The sequence below is a fragment of the Mariniflexile sp. HMF6888 genome (assembly GCF_044335535.1).
In the GTDB taxonomy this organism is placed as follows: domain Bacteria; phylum Bacteroidota; class Bacteroidia; order Flavobacteriales; family Flavobacteriaceae; genus Mariniflexile.
Genome location: NZ_JBIQVZ010000001.1, coordinates 588,774 through 609,222, shown reverse-complemented (window position 1 = coordinate 609,222; position 20,449 = coordinate 588,774). Strand labels below are relative to the sequence as shown.

General features: G+C 34.6%; 21 protein-coding genes. 12 read left to right on the top strand and 9 right to left on the bottom strand.

The window, feature by feature from the left end; genetic code table 11:
* Positions 1-27 precede the first annotated feature (27 nt).
* The 4 genes from porV to ACGLWY_RS02920 all read left to right on the top strand — a co-directional run bounded on the left by porV (position 28) and on the right by ACGLWY_RS02920 (position 4,660).
* The gene (gene porV / locus ACGLWY_RS02935) at positions 28-1,236 is read left to right on the top strand and encodes a type IX secretion system outer membrane channel protein PorV (RefSeq protein WP_396618171.1); all 1,209 of its coding nucleotides are present in this window, start codon (positions 28-30) and stop codon (positions 1,234-1,236) included.
* Between the two features lie 95 nt (positions 1,237-1,331).
* The gene (gene cdd / locus ACGLWY_RS02930) at positions 1,332-1,814 is read left to right on the top strand and encodes a cytidine deaminase (RefSeq protein WP_396618170.1); all 483 of its coding nucleotides are present in this window, start codon (positions 1,332-1,334) and stop codon (positions 1,812-1,814) included.
* Between the two features lie 212 nt (positions 1,815-2,026).
* On the top strand, positions 2,027-3,025 hold the full coding sequence (gene pdhA / locus ACGLWY_RS02925) for a pyruvate dehydrogenase (acetyl-transferring) E1 component subunit alpha (RefSeq protein ID WP_396618169.1): 999 nt from the start codon (positions 2,027-2,029) through the stop codon (positions 3,023-3,025).
* Between the two features lie 3 nt (positions 3,026-3,028).
* A complete protein-coding gene (locus ACGLWY_RS02920) occupies positions 3,029-4,660 on the top strand; it encodes a pyruvate dehydrogenase complex dihydrolipoamide acetyltransferase (protein WP_396618168.1) in 1,632 nt (543 codons plus the stop codon).
* Positions 4,661-4,773: 113 nt separating this feature from the next.
* Here the strand turns inward: ACGLWY_RS02920 and ACGLWY_RS02915 are convergent, their stop codons facing one another.
* The 5 genes from ACGLWY_RS02915 to ACGLWY_RS02895 all read right to left on the bottom strand — a co-directional run bounded on the left by ACGLWY_RS02915 (position 4,774) and on the right by ACGLWY_RS02895 (position 9,084).
* A complete protein-coding gene (locus tag ACGLWY_RS02915) occupies positions 4,774-5,166 on the bottom strand; it encodes a DUF4242 domain-containing protein (protein WP_396618167.1) in 393 nt (130 codons plus the stop codon).
* 423 nt (positions 5,167-5,589) lie between these two features.
* Positions 5,590-6,054, bottom strand: coding sequence for a cupin domain-containing protein (locus tag ACGLWY_RS02910; RefSeq protein ID WP_396618166.1), 465 nt, complete (start codon positions 6,052-6,054; stop codon positions 5,590-5,592).
* Positions 6,055-6,095: 41 nt separating this feature from the next.
* Positions 6,096-7,484 carry an FAD-binding oxidoreductase gene (locus tag ACGLWY_RS02905; protein WP_396618165.1) on the bottom strand — a complete coding sequence of 463 codons (1,389 nt, stop codon included), beginning with the start codon at positions 7,482-7,484 and terminating at the stop codon, positions 6,096-6,098.
* A gap of 16 nt (positions 7,485-7,500) precedes the next feature.
* The gene (locus ACGLWY_RS02900) at positions 7,501-7,875 is read right to left on the bottom strand and encodes a group 1 truncated hemoglobin (RefSeq protein ID WP_396618164.1); all 375 of its coding nucleotides are present in this window, start codon (positions 7,873-7,875) and stop codon (positions 7,501-7,503) included.
* A 102-nt stretch (positions 7,876-7,977) separates the two neighbouring features.
* A complete protein-coding gene (locus ACGLWY_RS02895; RefSeq protein WP_396618163.1) occupies positions 7,978-9,084 on the bottom strand; it encodes a nickel-binding protein in 1,107 nt (368 codons plus the stop codon).
* A gap of 296 nt (positions 9,085-9,380) precedes the next feature.
* Between ACGLWY_RS02895 and ACGLWY_RS02890 the strand changes: the two genes are divergently transcribed.
* From ACGLWY_RS02890 to ACGLWY_RS02880, 3 genes are read left to right on the top strand one after another with little or no spacing between them, the layout of a single operon-like run.
* Positions 9,381-10,409 (top strand): M28 family peptidase, encoded by a 1,029-nt coding sequence (locus ACGLWY_RS02890; RefSeq protein WP_396618162.1) that lies wholly within the window; start codon positions 9,381-9,383, stop codon positions 10,407-10,409.
* A complete protein-coding gene (locus ACGLWY_RS02885) occupies positions 10,402-11,085 on the top strand; it encodes an SDR family NAD(P)-dependent oxidoreductase (protein WP_396618161.1) in 684 nt (227 codons plus the stop codon). The genes ACGLWY_RS02890 and ACGLWY_RS02885 overlap by 8 nt, the downstream gene beginning before the upstream one ends.
* A 3-nt stretch (positions 11,086-11,088) precedes the next feature.
* A complete protein-coding gene (locus tag ACGLWY_RS02880; RefSeq protein ID WP_396618160.1) occupies positions 11,089-11,445 on the top strand; it encodes an HAD hydrolase-like protein in 357 nt (118 codons plus the stop codon).
* Between the two features lie 3 nt (positions 11,446-11,448).
* Here the strand turns inward: ACGLWY_RS02880 and ACGLWY_RS02875 are convergent, their stop codons facing one another.
* Positions 11,449-12,024 (bottom strand): hypothetical protein, encoded by a 576-nt coding sequence (locus tag ACGLWY_RS02875; RefSeq protein WP_396618159.1) that lies wholly within the window; start codon positions 12,022-12,024, stop codon positions 11,449-11,451.
* A 91-nt stretch (positions 12,025-12,115) separates the two neighbouring features.
* Here ACGLWY_RS02875 and ACGLWY_RS02870 point away from each other — a divergent pair, with 91 nt between their 5' ends.
* A complete protein-coding gene (locus tag ACGLWY_RS02870) occupies positions 12,116-12,751 on the top strand; it encodes an HAD family hydrolase (RefSeq protein ID WP_396618158.1) in 636 nt (211 codons plus the stop codon).
* 99 nt (positions 12,752-12,850) lie between these two features.
* Here ACGLWY_RS02870 and ACGLWY_RS02865 read toward each other — a convergent pair whose 3' ends face one another.
* Complete coding sequence (locus ACGLWY_RS02865) at positions 12,851-13,651, bottom strand: DUF1080 domain-containing protein (RefSeq protein ID WP_396618157.1); 801 nt, start codon at positions 13,649-13,651, stop codon at positions 12,851-12,853.
* A gap of 196 nt (positions 13,652-13,847) precedes the next feature.
* Here ACGLWY_RS02865 and ACGLWY_RS02860 point away from each other — a divergent pair, with 196 nt between their 5' ends.
* The 3 genes from ACGLWY_RS02860 to ACGLWY_RS02850 all read left to right on the top strand — a co-directional run bounded on the left by ACGLWY_RS02860 (position 13,848) and on the right by ACGLWY_RS02850 (position 17,185).
* Positions 13,848-14,462 (top strand): SprT-like domain-containing protein, encoded by a 615-nt coding sequence (locus tag ACGLWY_RS02860; protein ID WP_396618156.1) that lies wholly within the window; start codon positions 13,848-13,850, stop codon positions 14,460-14,462.
* Positions 14,463-14,545: 83 nt separating this feature from the next.
* On the top strand, positions 14,546-15,628 hold the full coding sequence (locus tag ACGLWY_RS02855) for a mannose-1-phosphate guanylyltransferase (RefSeq protein ID WP_396618155.1): 1,083 nt from the start codon (positions 14,546-14,548) through the stop codon (positions 15,626-15,628).
* A gap of 87 nt (positions 15,629-15,715) precedes the next feature.
* Positions 15,716-17,185: a DUF389 domain-containing protein gene (locus tag ACGLWY_RS02850; RefSeq protein WP_396618154.1), complete on the top strand. Its 1,470-nt coding sequence runs from the start codon at positions 15,716-15,718 to the stop codon at positions 17,183-17,185.
* On the opposite strand, the gene ACGLWY_RS02845 is transcribed toward ACGLWY_RS02850, so the two are convergent.
* Positions 17,186-17,953 carry an ABC transporter ATP-binding protein gene (locus ACGLWY_RS02845; RefSeq protein WP_396618153.1) on the bottom strand — a complete coding sequence of 256 codons (768 nt, stop codon included), beginning with the start codon at positions 17,951-17,953 and terminating at the stop codon, positions 17,186-17,188.
* A complete protein-coding gene (locus tag ACGLWY_RS02840; RefSeq protein WP_396618152.1) occupies positions 17,953-18,690 on the bottom strand; it encodes an MlaE family ABC transporter permease in 738 nt (245 codons plus the stop codon). The genes ACGLWY_RS02845 and ACGLWY_RS02840 overlap by 1 nt, the downstream gene beginning before the upstream one ends.
* Before the next feature lie 111 nt (positions 18,691-18,801).
* Here ACGLWY_RS02840 and pafA point away from each other — a divergent pair, with 111 nt between their 5' ends.
* Complete coding sequence (gene pafA / locus ACGLWY_RS02835; protein WP_396618622.1) at positions 18,802-20,448, top strand: alkaline phosphatase PafA; 1,647 nt, start codon at positions 18,802-18,804, stop codon at positions 20,446-20,448.
* Position 20,449: the final 1 nt, after the last annotated feature.

Genomic DNA, 20,449 nt, shown 5'->3' with positions numbered 1-20,449 from the left:
TTTATATTTGTCAAATAAAATTAATTCATGAAGAACCAACTATTACTATTAATCGCCTTTGTTTTTGTGTTAAAAGCAAGTGCGCAAGAAGTTATTCCGTTACCAAATCAGGATAGAAGAGTTATCACCACAGGAATGCCATTTACATTAATTGCACCAGATGCTAGAGCTGCAGGTATGGGCGATATGGGGGTTGCTACCTCTGTTGATGCGTTTTCACAACAATGGAATTCATCAAAATATGTATTTTCCGAAACAAAATCAGGCATTTCTTTAAGTTATACGCCATATTTAAAAAAATTAGTCAATGATATTGGAGTAGGTTATTTGACTTATTTTAATCGTTTAGATGAGCGTAGTGCGTTTGCTGCAAGTTTTAAATACTTTGGCTTGGGAGATATCGAGCTTACTGATATTTCTGGAAACGTTCTTGAAACAGTAAAACCAAATGAGTTATCGTTAGATGTTTCTTATGCTTTAAGATTATCCGACCAGTTTGCTATGTCTGTTGCTATGAGATATTTACTTTCTGATTTAAGACTTAATTATGATGAAAATAGTGACGCTAGTGCAGCCAGTTCCTTTGGTGTTGATATTTCAGGTTACTATCAAAGTGAAGAAGAAGCTTATGCCGATTTTAATGGACGTTGGAGAATGGGTTTTGCACTTCAAAATATTGGGCCAAAATTTAAATATGATGAAGGTGGTGAAGAAAACTTTCTGCCTACCAACTTGCGTTTAGGAGCAGGATTCGATTTTATATTTGATCAATATAATAAAGTAGCAGTAACTGCCGAGGTTACAAAGTTATTAGTGCCAACACCTCCTATTTATGGTTTTGTTGATTCAGATGAAGATGGAGAATATGATGAAGGTACAGAAGAAGTTGTTATTTATAAAGGTAAAGACCCGAATATAGGTTTTTTATCGGGCATGTTCCAATCGTTTGGTGATGCACCCGATGGTTTTAGTGAAGAGTTAAAAGAATTCACATGGTCTTTAGGAGCTGAATATGTATATCAAGATTCATTTGCTTTTAGAACAGGCTATTTTAACGAAAGTGAAGAAAAAGGTGCTAGAAAATTTTTCACACTAGGCGCTGGCTTTAAAGCTAACGTGGTAAATATAGACTTGGCATACTTGTTTTCAGCATCAAAAGTGCAAAGTCCTTTAGACAGTACTTTGCGTTTCTCGTTAACCTTTAATATTGGTGCTGGTGAATACAATGAGTATTAAATAAATACCAAATAAATGATATAAAAAAACTATTGCAAATCGCAATAGTTTTTTTGTGTTAAATAGTTTCTTAACTTTATTAAAAACAGAAATGCATGAAAGAAGTAAAAATTGAATCAACATTATATGTTTTCGAAACTATGGAAGAACTTCCAAAAGAAGCTTTTTCTTTAATGCAAAAAGCCTTTGAAGCTAGAGATAAAGCCTATGCACCTTATTCAAACTTTAACGTTGGTGCAGCTATACTGTTAGATAATGGCGAAATTATAACAGGCAATAATCAAGAAAATGCTTCGTATCCGTCTGGCTTGTGTGCCGAACGTACCGCTATTTATTATGCCGGGTCTCAATATCCCAACACCAAAATTGTAAGAATGGCCATTTCAGCAACTTCAAAAAACAAACCAACTGCAAACCCTATCCCGCCATGTGGTGCTTGTAGGCAAGCTATTGCCGAATATGAAATAAAGCAAAAGTCGCCAATCGAAATTTATTTTATGGGTGAAACAGGAAACGTGGCAAAATCAACATCGTTAGCGAACTTATTGCCACTTGTTTTCGATAAATCTGTTTTATGATTTTTTATGATTTTAATGGTTTTTTGAATAATTCAATCGTTTGAAATTTTCAATACATTAATATTCATTGCCAAAAATTATTAAATAAGCAATTTAGTATGTAGAGTGCTGTTCTTTTTTATAATTTTTAGACTTTAAGCGTATTGCATTTTCGCAATAAGCTACAATGTATTACTTTTGTATCCTGCGTAATTAAAATTTAATAGGAGTCGATGCAAAAAATCACAAAAGAGGTTTACCTCAAATGGTATGAAGACATGTTATTCTGGAGAAAGTTTGAAGATAAACTAGCTGCCGTTTACATTCAACAAAAAGTAAGAGGATTTCTTCATTTATACAACGGTCAAGAAGCTGTTTTAGCAGGTGCTTTACATGCTATGGATTTGACAAAAGACAAAATGATTACTGCTTATAGAAACCACGTACAACCTATAGGTATGGGTGTAGATCCTAGACGTGTTATGGCAGAATTATATGGAAAGGTTACGGGAACTTCTAAAGGTATGGGTGGGTCCATGCACATTTTTTCTAAAGAACACCGTTTTTATGGAGGTCATGGTATTGTAGGAGGTCAAATTCCTTTAGGTGCCGGTATTGCATTTGGTGATAAATATCACGGAGTTGATGGTGTCACATTATGTTGTTTTGGTGATGGTGCTGCACGCCAAGGGTCGTTACATGAAACGTTTAACTTGGCAATGCTTTGGAACCTTCCAGTAGTATTTGTTTGTGAAAACAATGGATATGCTATGGGAACATCTGTAGAACGCACGGCAAATCACACCGAAATTTGGAAATTAGGTTTAGGATATAATATGCCATGCGGACCTGTTGATGGTATGAACCCTATAAAAGTTGCTGAAGCTTTTGACGAAGCTATTCAGCGTGCACGAAAGGGTGGTGGTCCAACTTTCTTAGAGTTGAAAACATACCGTTATAGAGGTCATTCTATGAGTGACGCCCAACATTATAGAACGAAAGATGAGGTTGAAGAATACAAAAAAATCGACCCGATTACTCAAGTGAAAGATGTTATTCTTGAAAAGAAATATGCAACCGAAGACGATATTAAAGTTATTGATAAACGTGTGAAAGATTTAGTTGCTGAATGTGAAAAGTTTGCTGAAGAATCTCCATATCCAGAGACTCAACAGCTTTACGATATGGTTTACGAACAAGAAGATTATCCATTTATTAAACACAAAATATAAGTTATGGCAGAAATTATAAATATGCCGCGTTTAAGCGATACGATGGAAGAAGGTACTGTTGCCACTTGGTTGAAAAAAGTAGGTGACAAAATAAGCGAAGGCGATATTTTAGCTGAAATCGAGACTGATAAAGCAACTATGGAATTTGAATCATTCCATGAAGGTACGTTGCTGCACATTGGTGTTCAAGAAGGAGAAACCACTAAGGTTGATGAGCTTTTAGCCATTATAGGGGAAGCTGGTGAAGATATTTCCGGTTTATTAAAAGGAGGTAGTGCGCCTAAAGAAGCTGTTGCTACTCCAGAAACCAAAGAAGTATCAGATGAAACCGCTACAGCATCTTCTCCAGCAAAAGAAGAAACTACAGCTTCAGCAGAATTACCAGAGGGTGTTATTGTTGTAACTATGCCACGTTTAAGCGATACCATGGAAGAAGGTACCGTTGCAACATGGCTTAAAAAAGTAGGAGATAAAGTTTCTGAAGGTGATATTTTAGCTGAAATAGAAACTGATAAAGCCACCATGGAATTTGAATCGTTCCAATCGGGTACTTTATTACATATAGGATTACAAGAAGGAGAATCTGCAAAAGTAGATTCGTTATTGGCAATTATTGGCCCTTCGGGAACTGATGTTTCTGGAGTTGCGGCTAATTTCTCAGTATCAGCACCTGCTGCTAAAAAAGAAGAAGCTCCAAAACAGGAAGCTCCTAAGGCAGAAGCTAAAGTTGAGGCTCCTAAAGCAGAAGCGAAACCATCAAAACCTGCTGCAACGACATCTACTAATGGTCGTTTATTTGTTTCACCTTTAGCTAAAAAAATAGCAGAAGAGAAAGGTATTAATCTATCACAAGTAAAAGGTTCTGGTGAAAACGGACGTATTGTAAAAAGCGATATAGAAAATTATACGCCTTCTGCGGTAGCATCCGTTGGTAAATTTGTACCAGCAGGTCAAGAAGATTTTGAAGATGTTCCAAACTCGCAAATGCGTAAAGCTATTGCAAAAGCATTAACAAATTCTAAGTTTTCAGCACCTCACTATTACTTAAGTGTCGAGTTTGATATGGAAAATGCCATAGCGTTCCGAGCACAATTCAATACCATTCCGGATACTAAAATATCTTATAACGATATGGTTGTTAAGGCATGTGCTTTAGCATTAAAACAGCACCCACAAGTAAACTCACAATGGTTTGCCGATAAAATGCGTTTAAATAACCACGTACATATTGGTGTAGCAGTAGCTGTTCCAGACGGATTGGTAGTGCCTGTAGTTAAGTTTGCAAACGAGCAAAGTTTACCACAAATTGGTGCAGCTGTTAAAGATCTTGCAGGAAAAGCTAGAAACAAAAAACTAACGCCTCAAGAAATGGAAGGCAGTACGTTTACGGTTTCTAATTTAGGTATGTTTGGTATTGATACTTTTACGTCTATTATCAACCAACCAAATTCAGCAATCCTTTCTGTTGGAAATATTGTTGAAAAGCCAGTGGTTAAAAATGGACAAATAGTTGTTGGAAATACTATGAAATTGTCTTTAGCTTGCGACCACAGAACGGTTGACGGTGCAACGGGTGCCCAGTTCCTTCAAACCTTGAAAGGATATATTGAAAACCCTGTGACTATGTTGGTATAACAAATTTCTGCGAAGGCAGAAATCTCATCATATTAAAAACCTGGTTCATTCATTTGAAGGCAGGTTTTTTTATTTAATGTGAGTTTCTATGTTAATTTAAATTTGAAGGCGTCTTATTTATCACCAGCCGTAGATGGATCAATGATAGTGGCAACTTTTGCAACTGAATTTGCTGGAAAACCACCTAGTTTCGCATGCTCTAAAACCATTTCTTCATTCGGTGCTGTATAAACGCAGTAAATTTTATCGCTTGTAACATAACTATGTAGCCATTTTATTTCAGACCCCATTTTTTCCAATACATTACATGAGCTTTGTGAAATTGCTTTCAATTCTTCTGAAGTTAAACTGCCAGCTCCAGGGATTTCACGTTCAATAACATACATGTTTTGATTTTGAGTAGTTGTTTCGTCTCTTAATATGTCGGCAACGGATTTTTCATTATTGGCACAGTTTATAAAAGTTAATGCCAATATAAAAACAGAAAATATTTTTAAAGTTTTCATATATAAAATGTTTAGTTGTTAGTTTGTAATACTTGTATAAGATACTGATTTTTATTTACTTGTAGAAATATTTTTATTTAACATTGAAAAACCACCGTCTTTGATGGTGGTCATGTTTTAAAGGCTATACCATTATTTAGGATTAATCGGTTTTGTATTTTGATTGTGTAAATTTGGTATAGTGAGTTCTTAAATTAGGTTAACTTGATAAAGATGTGATGCCCCTTTGGGGCTAATCTGAAATCCAAATCCACCGTTTTTAACGGTGGTTGTTTACTTGAGGCAGTTTTTTTTGATTTATCAGATAGATGTCTTATTTATCACCAGCCGTAGATGGATCAATGATAGTGGTAACTTTTGCGACTGAATTTGCAGGAAAACCGCCTTGTTTCGCATGCTCTAAAACCGCCATAGGGGTTTATTTTACTCTGTTGGATTCGCATCAAAAGGAGCTACTAGAGCTATAAATAATACGCAGGGACCGCTGTCTAGACATTTTGCTTTGTGGGGTTTGCCTGCAGGACCATATAAATAGCTCCCTGCTTTTATTATTCGTGTTGGCTCACCTTCATAAGTTACTTCAAGTTCCCCTGTAATCAGTACCATTCGTTCGGGTGAATTATGGGTATGACTAATAACGTCGGTATTAGGTTCTATTTTAAAGAACAAATCTAAGTTGGGTTTAGAGATATCTCCATTTAAAATAGTAAAAGAGCAATTAGGAAAAAAATCTGGAGCCTTATGCCATATAAGATCAGCATCACCAATAGTATTTGCAATTGACATTTCTGAATTGACCGTTGCTACTGTTTGGGCACAAAGGCTAAGGCCATTGAGCACAAAAACAATTAAACAAGAATAGATAAATTTAAATTTTGTAGTTTCCATGACAAGTTATTTTTTAGTTTTTAAATAATATGTTATACCTACTAGGCAGGTTTGATATTCTGATTCACATTAAACAAATTGTTAGCATCATACTTTCTTTTAATTTTTGAAAGTCGCTCGTAATTGTGTCTATAACTCGCTTTTACACGTTCTTGCCCTTCATCCATCATGAAGTTTGAATAGGCACCGCCAGATGAGTAGGGATGCAATGCTTCCCAATAATCTTTACACCAATTAGTGATTTTATCTGCGTCTTTTGGGTCTGGCGATACGCCTACAATGACGCCTGCATATTTTGCATCCCGATACGCCCAAGGAGTTTCTTCTGCTCCAACACGACTTGCTGCACCACTAATGGGATATAAATGCATTTGAGATAATGGTGTTGGAATACGAGATCCAAATTTTAAATGCTGTGCACTGACCTCTGAACCTAATTCATTAAAAAAATCGGCTCGCCAGTACCATTGCAATCCAGGAGGCATCAAGCCATCAAAGAGGGTTTGTATGGAAGGATAAGGCATTTCTCCTACATGTTCAAAAACAGGATTTAAATCCATAGCAGGTTTTATGAGTTTGTTGAACGCTTCCTGACTACCGGTATAGCACCATACAATACCACAATATTGATTTCCGTGTAAAAAATCGGGAAATGGAGGGCCAGGAATAATCATGGTGGCTATAAATCCATTTAACTCGTCTGGAGCATTATTAATGAATTCATGGTACCATGCCATAATCTCTTCAGTGCGTTCTATGGGCCACAAAGTGGGGCCACCAATAACAGTTTTAACTTTATGGGCTTGAAATTTAAAAGATGTAATAATGCCAAAATTTCCGCCTCCACCACGAATTGCCCAAAATAAATCGGTATTTTGGTTTTTATTAACCGTAACAAAAGAACCATCAGCTAGAACCATGTCAGCTTCTAAAAGGTTATCTATTGTTAGTCCATATTTTCGTGATAAATGGCCAACACCACCACCAAGGGTTAATCCGCCCACACCTGTAGTGGAAATTATGCCAGCAGGAACTGCTAAGCCAAAAGGATGTATTGCATGATCTACTTCGCCCCAAAGGTTTCCGCCACCAACTCTTACGGTATTGTCTGATGTGTCTACACGAATAAATTTTATTCCCGATAAATCTATTACCAATCCACCATCACATAAACCCAATCCGCCACCATTATGGCCGCCACCTCTCACGGCAATTAATAGATTGTTTTCTCGCCCAAAGTTAACAGAAGCCATAACGTCGGCTACATCTACGCACATAACAAACATGCCTGGGTGTTTATTTATCATGCCATTATAAACCTTTCGTGTTTCATCATAGTTAACATCTTTAGGCATTACAATCTTTCCTCTCAATTTCGATGAGAAGTCTTCAATAAGTGAAGGGTCTAAATTTTTAACTTGATTTTTCATTTTAGTTTGGTTTATTTTATTTAGAAATTATCATACCTTTTAAAGACCATAAAATAGAAAGAACATCTTTTTTTGAGTCTTCATCAATGCCGTTTTTATCTAAAGCAGCAAAAATATCATCTACCACATGCATATATTCAGCAGGGCTAATATTCATACCTGTATGGGCGGTTACCATATCTTTCCCTTTATATGCTGCTGGACCACCACTGCCTGCACTAAAAAAATCGATGGTGTGTTGCTTTATGATAGCTAAATGTTCGGGTCTATCTTTAAAAGGAAGAAACCGAGCATTAACTTCAGGGTTGTTCATGTGGTTTTCAACGGTATCATCAACGATGTTTGAAATTCCATCACTACCTCCTAAGCGTTCAAAAAGTGTTTTAGTCATAATATTAAGTATAGGTTATCTACCAAAATTAAGAAGACTACAAACTGAAGACCTATAGATTTAATTCAAAAAATGATAATTTTGAATCAATGTGCTAAATATTTAAATCACATGTTGCTGAAGGTATTGAGAAGGCAGCATTCCAAATTTATTTTTGAAGCAAGTAGAAAAATAAGCGGGACTATTAAATCCGGTTTCAAAAGCAATTTCTGAGATGTTTCCTTGTTGATCATGCAGTGCTTTAAGTGCTTTTTGTAACTTATAATCTACAATAAAGTTGTTTGGTGATTTTCCTGTAAGGCTTTTTAGTTTTCTATTAAGTTGCGATTTGCTGTAACCCAATGTTGTACTAAAATCGTTAACATTAAAATCTGGTTTATTCCAAATAGTTGCTACAAAATCCATCAAATCCGTTAAGAATTTTTCTTCATTTTTATTTATAGATCTTATATGTTCTTTATTAATGAATTCATTTCTATTCTCACTTTCGTAGAGTGATTTTATTTCAGAAGTAATAACTATTTGGTCATTAACAATTTCACACAACCGTGTAGCTAATGTTATGCTTTCTTCAAAAAAGGAATCTTTATTGGTAACAGGAACTCCAGAGCTAATGCCCATGTTTAGTGTTCTCATTGAAGCGTCATATTTTGTGGTTATGTATTTGAAATTATACTGAATTTTTAAAGCACATAAAATAGCATCAGAAACCGATACAAAAGAAACCAAATAGCTGTTGTTATCTTGTTTTACAATACATCCTTCAAATTGTTTAAGTAATTTTGTAACGCTGTTATGGAATTTCTGTGTGAACAAACTAAACTGATTTCCTTCTAGTCTGTGCAAATAATCACTGGTTTCAATAAGCATTATAACCCTAAAGGCAGGATCGTTAATAATGTTCAACTCAGTGTTTTGTGATTTTTTAGGGTCTTCAATTCGTCCTAAAAAAGATTCTACAATCGTTTTATTTACTTCTATAATTCTATGAGGTACTTCACCATGAGCATTATTGTGCATGTCTTTAATGGCCTTCTCATTTGGTGCTTCAATTAAACAAAAAGCGGTTCTTCTATGCTCATCACACCAATATGTCATGCCTTTACATCCATATAAATGTTGCACTTTTAAATCTTCCTGATGCATTAGAGCGACATGTTCGGCAGTGATTTCTTCCGGTATGTCATGGCGATCCATGTATATTGGCATAGTGTGTGTTTTTTATACAAGTTAATGATATTTAGGATAATAAGCTAATTTTTGATGCATTTGGCAATGAAACGCCCATGAGAATTGTACTTATACACATGAGAATGATTATTCAGGGCGTTCCATCTGACCGGATTAAAACAATAAATAATATTCAATTTTTTATCCCAAGGTTTTTTATCTTTAAACTCTTAATGATCTTATGCAACATCTATTGCTACAAATTTTCTTACACAACAGAATGATTCATATAATGGATGTTACATCTGACCAATTAAAATAATGAATAGAAACAAATGAAAAATGTGATTTTCTTTTTGGTATTAATAATCGTTATCGGTTGTAAATCGCCAATAGCCACCGTTAACAGTGAGGATTTAAATAAAAGCGTCATTCCAAAATCTTCAAAAAGAGATATTGCTATAGCATCTTCTTCAAAAACTATAAATAATTATTTAGTAACAAGCGAAAAACTTGAGGGCATAGTAACTTATTTGGCATCCGATGACTTAAAAGGAAGAGATACAGGTTCTGAAGGTATTGAAAAAGCGGCAGTTTATATAGAGGCTATTTTTCAGGAAAGCAATATAAAACCTTATTTTAAAACCTATAGAGATAGCTTTAATTTAAAAGGGACGCATGCCTATAATATAGTTGGTTTTATTGAAGGCAACGATATGGCTCTTAAAAACGAGATTATTATTATTGGTGCGCATTACGACCATATTGGTTCAGCAAAAAAAGTGAATAACGATAGTATTGCTAATGGTGCTAACGATAATGCTGCGGGAACCAGTGGGGTTTTGGAAATTGCGAAATATTTTGCAACTACAAAAAACAATAAACGAAGCATCATGATTGCTTTATTTTCTGCGGAAGAAAAAGGACTTGTGGGTTCTGAGCATTTGGCTAAAAAGTTGAAAGCTGAAAATATTGATTTGTACACCATGTTGAATTTTGAAATGATTGGTGTGCCATTTAAGGATAGGCCTTATGATGCTTTTATAACAGGATACGAACTTTCTAATATGTCTGCAAAAATAAACGAATACACCCATTCCAATCTCACCGGGTTCTCGGAAGTATCAAAAAAATACGATTTGTTTAAGCAATCCGATAATTATGCGTTTTATCAAGCGTTTAAATTGCCTTGCCAAACCATTTCTAGTTGTGATTTATCAAATTATGACTATTACCACCATGTAGATGATGAAGCCGATAAATTGGATTACAGCCATATGGCGAGTTTAATTAATAAAGTGATTCCAGCCATAGAAACCATGTGTAACACACCAACCAAAGAAATACAAATGAAAAATGAGTAAAAACGTTATTATAACAGGAACAAGTAGAGGTATAGGCTTTGAGTTGGTACAACTTTTTGCAAAAGCAGGGCATCAAGTATTGGCACTTTCGCGGAACAACCAACCCGTTGAAGCCCTTAAATTGAAAAATGTAACATCTTTGTCGTTCGATTTAAGCAATAAAGACGCTTATAAAAAAATAGAGAGTTTTGTTAAAGCGAATTGGCAACAGGTGGATATTTTAATAAATAATGCAGGAATTCTTATTAATAAACCATTTTCAGAATTGTCTATGGACGATTTTGAAGCTGTTTATAAAACCAATGTGTTTGGGGTTGCCGAATTAACGCGCATCATGCTACCTTTTACAAAAAAAGAAAGCCATGTAGTAACTATTAGTTCTATGGGTGGCGTACAGGGTAGTATGAAGTTTCCAGGGTTGGCAGCATACAGCTCCAGTAAAGGGGCCGTAATAACTTTAACAGAATTATTAGCCGAAGAATATAAAGAAACAGGACCAAGTTTTAACGCGTTGGCTCTAGGTGCGGTACAAACCGAAATGCTGGAAGAAGCATTTCCGGGTTATAAAGCATCAACATCGGCATTAGAAATGGCACAGTATATTTTTGATTTTTCGCTTAATGGAAATAAATATTATAATGGGAAATTGTTGCAGGTTTCTAATTCTACGCCCTAATTTATGAGCAAACACAAGTGCATCATTTTCGATTGCGATGGCGTTTTGGTAGATAGCGAACCCATTAGTATCCAAATATTAGTAGATATGGCAAATAACTATGGAGCGAATATAGATTTGGCTTATGGTATGAAACATTTTAAAGGCAGTTTTATGAATGCTTGTATTGAAAAGATTTCAATGCTTACCAACCAACCATTACCCTATTCTTTTCAAGACGATTATAGAAAACGAAGTTTTGAGGCTTTTAAAAAAGGTATGAAACCCGTTGATGGTATAAAAATCGTATTAGAGAGTTTAACCATTCCTTTTTGTGTCGCCTCCAGTGGACCCGAAGATAAAATACGCCTTAATTTATAGTTATTATCTGTTTATTGGGAAAGATAATCCTATGGCGGCAGCACCACTAAATTGGTTTATTTCGGGATGAAAATAATACGTAAAGGCAACTTCAACACCATTTTCTTTTCCTAAAGCTAGTCCAAGAGTAACAGGAATATGCATTAATACTCCGCTTTCTTTTTTATTGTCAATGGGTGTGTACGTTTCAAAAGAGCCAGCAGAAAGTCCAATACCTAATTCAAAATAGGGAGCAACCCAAGGAATAGGTGCACAAATACGTGCTTTTCCGCCCAATAAAAAAGCTTTAGAGGTTACTCTATATTCAGATAAACTGGTATCGGTACCACTCTCGCTAGGCGTTGTTGATATAAATCCTGCATAAGGTCTTACTCCAAGCCATTTTTTAAAAGCATATACGTATTCAACCTGGGCATAAAAACCAGTACCCATGATGTTATATTCTTCGTAAGGCGCACTCATCCCTAAACCTATAGAAGCTTGAATAAATTCACCTTTTTTTGGTTGTGCATTTGAAATATTTGAAAATAATACCGCTATGATTAATGAAAAATAAAAACTGTAAATTTTGGAAGACATATTACTTATTTTAAAGATTGCAATATTATTCTTTTTTTTTGTAGCAAGTGTAAATACTTCAATATTTTTGACTGATAAAAAAACTTAATATATGAACAAATACAAGTGCATCATTTTCGATTGCGATGGCGTTTTGGTAGATAGTGAACCTATAAGCATTCAAATATTAGTTGATATGGCAAATAGCTACGGTGCTAATATAGATTTGGTTTACGGCATGAAACATTTTAAAGGCAGTTTTTTTGATGCTTGTAAAAACAAAATAGCCCAATTAACCGATATTCCAATACCCAATTCGTTTCAAGAAGATTACAGAAAACAAAGTTTTGAAGCTTTTAAAAAAAATATGCAACCCGTTAAAGGTGTGCAAGCCGTGTTAAATAATTTAAGTATCCCCTTTTGTGTTGCATCCAGCGGACCCGAAGACAAAATAAGGCTTAATTTAGGGTTGGCGGGTTTGTTGCCTTATTTTGAAAACAACATATTTAGTTGTTACGCTATTAATAAATGGAAACCAGACCCAGCCGTGTTTTTATGGGCAGCCGAAACTATGGAGTTTAAACCAAGTGACTGTTTGGTTGTTGAAGACAGTTTATCTGGAGTACGGGCAGCTAAAAATGGTGGTTTTGATGTGTTTGGTTTTACGGCACATGATTATAATAATGAGTTGGAAAATGAAGCAACCAAAACTTTTAATAGTATGGATTTGCTATTGGAGTTGATTTAGGATTTTGAGCTATATGTTGATGGTTAAACAAAAACTAAGAAACATTTTTAACACGTAAAAATTAGTCTTTTTGTTTAGTTGTGTATAAATTGGTTATTGTCATTTCTCTAACACTTTAATTTTAATATTCTTAAACCATATTGGTTGTCCTTCCGCTTGTAATGCAATATGTCCATAGCTAACAAGCTTACTAGCTCCGGCAGCGATTAATCGTTTGGCATCGTTATCTGTGTCATCAAGTTGTGGATGCGTAAATCGAATTACTTCGTCATCATTTATTCTGTAAATTATCTCTTCATGTCCGTTAACTTCTGCTTCAAAGGTTACCCATGTATCTACTGGGAAGAGTTTTGAATTTGAATTAATAATATGTTCTTTATTGAGTTTTCCATCAATTTCAATATGCATGCCCGGTGTAACCGCGTTACCGGTTTGTGTTCCAGCAGTAGCACCTTCTGCAAGAAATTGTCCTTCGAGGCTAACAGGAAAGGCTTGGTCAATACGCATACTTTGAGGTGATTGTGCATGGAGCATGATACCACTATTTAAATTTGTCCAGTGAGGTGCATCGGGCATTCCTGTGCCAAGAATTCTGTAATCAACCCTAACTATATAATGCGAATAAGCTATGTTTGTGAAGATATGACCAAACTGCATATCAAATTTTTCATAGCCGTCATAGGAAACTTTAAGTATGCCGTCCTCCACATAAAAAGTATTGTGTAGGTTTTCATTTATTGGCTTACCATTAATTTTAACAGTCCAGCCATCTAAGTTTTTACCATTGAAAAGAGGAATCCAGTCCGAGTCTTCAATAGTTTCTATTTGGCAATAAGAAAAAGAAAAAAACAGGATAAATGAAAACAGGAAAAAGTGTTGAAATAGCGAATGGGTAAGCATACGATTTAATTTTTTGCGGCTTACTATATGGAAAATAAAATTTTCAAATGTTATTGACTTTCCTTTAATCATTTGGTTTGTTTGAATGGTTTTAATTAAAAAACTAACTAGGGTTATTTATTCTTCTTTCACAAAATCAATACTTTTACAGTAAAAGCCGTTTAAAGGTAAAAAGAATTCCTGTATTTTTGTAGTAATGCAAAACAAATTACAAGACTATATTTCACCCAATGCCATACCTCAAGTTTTAAAACTTTTAAAACATGACCATTTGGTGATAAAAATAAAAAATGAGCGCAAAACCCGACATGGCGATTATATGCGCTTGCCAAATGGCAAACATCAAATTACCATAAATTCAAACTTAAACGAATACCGGTTTTTGATCACTTTAATTCACGAAATAGCACATTTTGAAGCTTATAAAACCTACGGACGTTTTATAAAACCACATGGTATAGAATGGAAAAAAACGTTTCAGCACTTAATGTTGCCTTTTTTAAACCCTGAAGTTTTTCCAACAGCCTTATTGCCGCTTTTAGCTAAACATTTTAAAAACCCTAAAGCATCCAGTGATAGTGATGCTATATTGGCGTTAGCATTAAAGCAATTTGACGAACCTAATAATAAAACCTTTATTTTTGAAGTGCCTTTGGGGCAAACTTTTAAATTATACAACGGTAAAATATTTAAAATGGGTGTAAAACGAACCAAAAGATTTGAATGTATTGAGTTGAAAACAGGAAGAATGTATCTTTTTAACCCCAATGCCGAAGTAGAACTAATTCCTGCGAAGGCAGGAATCTTATAAATTGAAACTGGTTTTTTTAAAATTTAAAAGACTAATTGAAAAATTAAACTAAACAGATTATCTTTTTAAAGAAATACTAAAAAATGAACAACAAAAATTATTACGCCATATTAATGGCAGGTGGTGTAGGCTCACGCTTTTGGCCAGTAAGTACCGAAGCATTTCCTAAGCAGTTTCACGATATGTTGGGAACAGGTGATACCTTAATTCAAAAAACATTTCATAGGTTAGCACATTTAATTCCGAAGGAAAACATCTTTATATTAACCAACGAGCGTTATAACGATCTGGTTTTAGAACAATTACCGGAAGTTACACAACGCCAAGTAGTGTTAGAACCCGCCATGCGAAATACCGCACCGTGTATTTTGTATGCATCATTAAAAATTCAAAAAGAAAATCCCGATGCTGTTATGATTGTGGCACCAAGTGACCATTGGATTGAAGACGAAGCTACATTTTCGAAAAATGTACAGCAAGCTTTCGATTTTTGTTCAAAAAACAATGCGTTGATGACGCTTGGTATTCAGCCAACATTTCCAAATACAGGCTATGGGTATATTGAGTTTGATAAAACGTCAGCGGAAGCGATAAAATCGGTCAGTCAATTTAGAGAAAAACCCGATTACGAAACTGCCAAACAATTTATAGCACAAGGCAACTTTTTATGGAATGCCGGTATTTTCATGTGGAGTGTAAAAAGTGTTATTGAGGCTTTTAAAAACAACCAACCTCAATTATATGCCCTTTTTGAGGGAGGAATGAGTGTATATAATACCGAGTCGGAAGCGCAATTTATAGAGGATAATTACCCAAATGCCGATAATATTTCGGTAGATTATGCCATTATGGAAAAATCTCATAATGTGTTTGTTATTGCTGCAGAATTTGATTGGAATGATTTAGGAACCTGGGGTAGCTTATACGATAAATTAGATAAAGATAGTGCAGGCAATGCTGTGGTACATGCTAGAACTTTGACAGAAGATGCATCGGGCAATATGATTAGAACCAAAAAGGATAAAATTGTTGTAGTTGATGGGCTGCAAGATTATATTATTGTAGATAAAGATGAAGTGTTGCTTATTTATCCAAAAACTAAAGAGCAGGATATTAAACAAGTACTCCAAAAGGTGAAAGGTAAATTTGGTGAACATTATGGGTAGTATAGTGTTTGTTTTACAATGACAGTATTCAGTAAAAACAGATAAATTTATCTATATTCGTGTTCATAGTGGCTAACATTTAAAATAATGGAAGAAAACAACTCTGATAGTGCAAAGAAAGTTGAGCAGACTAAAGAAGCTATGAAGCAAGATGCCATAGGTTTATTGGCTAGCATTAAACGTTTTTTTAGAGAATTATTAGACTTTCGTGAAGATACCGACCGTGACGCCACTATACAAGCCATAAAAAATGATATTCCGTTTAAAGGTGCCACAGCTTGGATTTTGGTATGTTCTATTTTTGTAGCGTCAATTGGTCTTAATGCAAACTCTACAGCGGTTGTTATTGGTGCCATGTTAATTTCCCCATTAATGGGACCTATTTTAGGTATCGGCTTATCGGTGTCTATTAATGATATTGATACGTTAAGAAAATCATTAATCAATTTTGGTGTTATGATTTTTTTAAGTGTACTAACGGCATTTTTGTTTTTTTGGCTATTTCCGTTAAGTGAGGAATCATCTGAATTATTAGCAAGAACAAAGCCAGACATTCGCGATGTGTTAATTGCCTTTTTTGGTGGGTTAGCCTTAATAATAGCACGCACAAAAAGAGGAACTATTGCCTCTGTAATTTTTGGTGTAGCTATAGCAACTGCTTTAATGCCACCTTTATGTACGGTAGGGTATGGACTTTCGGTAGCCTTAGAAGACGATTTTTCTAAAGGTATGAAGTTTGCCCTTGGCGCTTTATATCTGTTTACTATTAACACCATTTTTATTGCTTTGGCTACGTTTTTAGTAGTTAAAGTTTTAAAATTCCCCATGCTTAAATATGTTAATTCTGCCAAAAGAAGACGTACTGGTAGAATAGCAACTTTTTTAGCCATTATAGTTATGATACCTGCTTTGTGGACCTTTGTAAAGGTATTAAGTGAAAGCAGGTTTGAAAGAGATGCTAGGAATTTTATAAACAAAGAGTTAAGTGCATTACCGCATGCAGACTATATTATAAAAAATGCCTCTTATAAATATTCTGATGATGATAAGTTAATATCTTCAATTGAACTGAATACATTTGGATTGGATGAAATACCAGAAAGTACTATTGCATTGCTTAATGATAGATTAAAAAAATATGATGCTTTAAAAAATGTAAATCTAATTTTCAACCAAAACAGAAACAAGAATCTTGACAATTTGAAATATATGGAGCAAATTAGATATCGAGATTCTATAGACATGTTATCGCAATCACAAAAAATTGCATTTCTTGAAGGGAAATTAAAAAGTTTGGCAAAACTGGAAGCACAACAAATTCCGTTCGATAAGTTAACAAAGGAGGTGAAAATTAACTATGAAAATGTATCTAGATTATCTTATTCTACAGTAATAACCTCAAACTTTTCAAAAATAGATACATTGTCGGTTTTTACGGTGAAGTGGAATGAAGGTTCTGTTAAAGAAGCCGACATTTTAAAACAACAAAATAAATTAGAACGTTGGCTAAAACAGCGGTTTGATTTGGATAGTTTAATTATAAAACGCGAAAAATAGTTACTGCCTTTCCTCAATATACATTTGACGTACTTTTTTCATTAATTCAGACGAGTAAACAAAGTCGGTTACCACTTCGTTATCCGTTTTAAAAATGGTTTTTTTAGAGCCTTCCCAAGCTTTTAAACCATTTTTTAAAAACACTATTTTTTCACCAATTTCCATTACCGAGTTCATATCGTGCGAGTTTATTACAGTGGTAATGTCGTATTCTTCGGTAATCTCTTTTATAAGATTATCTATTACAATAGCAGTTTTTGGATCTAATCCAGAATTTGGCTCATCACAAAACAAATATTTTGGTTTATTAACAATAGCTCTGGCAATGGCAACACGTTTTTGCATACCGCCCGAGGCTTCACTAGGTTTCTTTTTATGAGCATCAGCTAAATTTACTCGGTTTAAAACAAAATTAACGCGGTCTTCCATTTCACTTTTACTTTGTTTTGTAAACATACGCAGTGGGAACATCACGTTTTCGGCAATCGTCATTGAATCAAATAAAGCACTTCCTTGAAATACCATACCAATATCGCCTCGTAAATTACGTTTTTCATCTTCGGTTAGTTCAGAAAAAACTTTGCCATCGTAAGCAATACGGCCTTCTTCATAATTAAATAATCCTAAAAGACATTTTAAAAAAACTGTTTTACCTGAGCCACTTTGCCCAATAATAAGGTTGGTTTTTCCCTTTTCAAAAGAGGTGCTAATACCTTTTAAGACTTCAACACCACTAAACGACTTATGTAAATCTTTAACTTCTATCATTAACTTAAAAGCATTTGAGTTAGGAAATAATTTAAAAGGATGATAACAACGCTGGTCCACACAAACGATGTGGTACTTGCTTTTCCTACTTCAAGAGCGCCACCTTTCATATAATAGCCATGAAAAGCAGGAATTGTTGCCAAAACAAAAGCAAAAACAAAGGTTTTTATAAATGCATACGTAATGTGAAAAGGAATAAAATCTGTTTGAATGCCATAAATATAATCTTCTAACGAGCTAAAACCTCCATAAACACAGGCAGCCATACCGCCAAGAATACCTAAAAACATACCTATGGCTATTGCAAAAGGGTACAGCATTAAAGCTACCGCTTTAGGGAAAACTAAATAATTTAATGAATTTATACCCATAACTTCTAAAGCATCAATTTGTTCAGTAACACGCATGGTGCCAATACTGGAAGTTATAAACGAACCCACTTTTCCTGCCATAATAATAGAGGTAAAGGTGGGAGCAAATTCTAAAACTACCGATTGTCTAGTAGCAAAACCTACCAAGTATCTAGGAATTAGCGGGTTGCTTATATTGAGAGCCGTTTGAATGGTAATAACACCACCAACAAAAAACGATATAAAAGCGATGATGCCTAAAGAGCCAATAATTAAATCGTCAATATCTTTAAATATCAACTTTTTCATCACAGACCACTTGGTGGGTTTGCGAAACATTTCGGCAATCATTATAAAATAAGTACCAATATTATGTAGATAAGTCATAATCAATTTTAATAGTGCTAAAGTAAAAAAAAGTTACAGGTATTTAACTTTAATTTTAAATTAAGATATTTTTAAATGCTTAATTTTGAATCGTAATTATATAGAGCCATGATGAAAAATATCGTTTCCTTTCTTTTTTTGTTCATTTTCGTTTTTTCTAGCCAAGCCCAAAGTCAAGTTGTTTCGAGTAAACAAAATGATAACCCAAAGTTAGTGGTAGGTATTGTCGTAGATCAAATGAGATACGATTATTTAACACGTTTTTATAACAAATATGGTGAAGGCGGTTTTAAGCGTATGATAAATGAAGGGTATAACTGTAAAAACAATCATTTTAATTACGTCCCTACTTATACGGGGCCTGGGCACACGTCGGTTTATACAGGAGCAACCCCAAAGTATCATGGCATTATTGGGAATAATTGGTATGACAAAGAACTTAAAAAAAGTGTGTACTGTGCTGGAGATGAAACAGTGCAGTCTGTTGGAACGACAGACATAGCGGGACAAATGTCGCCTCATAGAATGAAAACAACCACTTTTGCAGACGAAAACAGATTGTTTACCCAAATGCGAGGAAAAACTATTGGTGTTGCTTTAAAAGATAGAGGTGCTATTTTACCGGCTGGTCATACTGCCAATGCAGCGTATTGGTTTCATGGAAAAGATGAAGGTAATTGGATTTCGAGTACATTTTATATAAAAGAATTACCAAAGTGGGTTTTAAATTTTAACAAAAAGAAATCAGTAGCTTCGTATTTTAAAGAGTGGAATACCTATTATGATATATCAACTTACACTGAAAGTGGTTCTGATCTGAACAATTTTGAAGGTGGTTTCAAAGGAAAAGAAACAGCAACGTTTCCATATGATTTGGAAGCTTTAAAAAAGCAAAACGGTAATTACGAAATCTTAAAAATTTCGGCTTATGGTAATGATATCACTACCGATTTTGCACTTGCAGCCATCGAAGGTGAGCAACTTGGTGAAGATAATTACACAGATATTTTAACATTAAGTTACTCGAGTTCAGATTATGTTGGGCATAATTTTGGCGTAAATTCTAAAGAAGTACAAGATACTTATATACGTTTAGACAAAAATTTAGAACGTTTGTTCAGTTATTTAGATGCCAATATTGGAAAAAATCAATATACGGTGTTCCTAACTGCTGATCACGCAGCTGTAGATGTGCCTGCATATTTGCAAACTGTAAAGATACCTGCGGGCTACATTGATTCTAAAGCACAAAAGAACAAATTTATGGAGTTTGTTGAAGCTGAATATGGAACTGCCGATCTAATTGAAAACGTAAGCAACAACCAGGTGTTTTTAAACAGAGCAAAACTAAAAGAACTCGATTTAGATTTAGATGATGTCCAAAATGCTATAGTAAATGAAATTATTAATTACGAACACATAGATAAAGCCTACACAGCAACGACTATGAGTTCAACAGAGTTTAATTCTGGTATTGAGGCCTTATTGCAAAAGGGGTTCAATCAAAAAAAGTCTGGCGATGTTATTTTTGTTTACGATCCTGCATTTATCTCTTATAGCAAAACAGGTTCGACACACGGTTCGGGTTTAAATTACGACACACACGTACCACTTTTATTTTTCGGAAAAGGGATTAAGCACGGCAACACTTTTCAAAAAACCGAAATAACCGATATAGCCCCAACCATGTCGGCACTTTTAGGAATTAGTTTCCCTAACGGGGCTATTGGTCAGCCCCTAGAATTTGTTTTAGAATAGT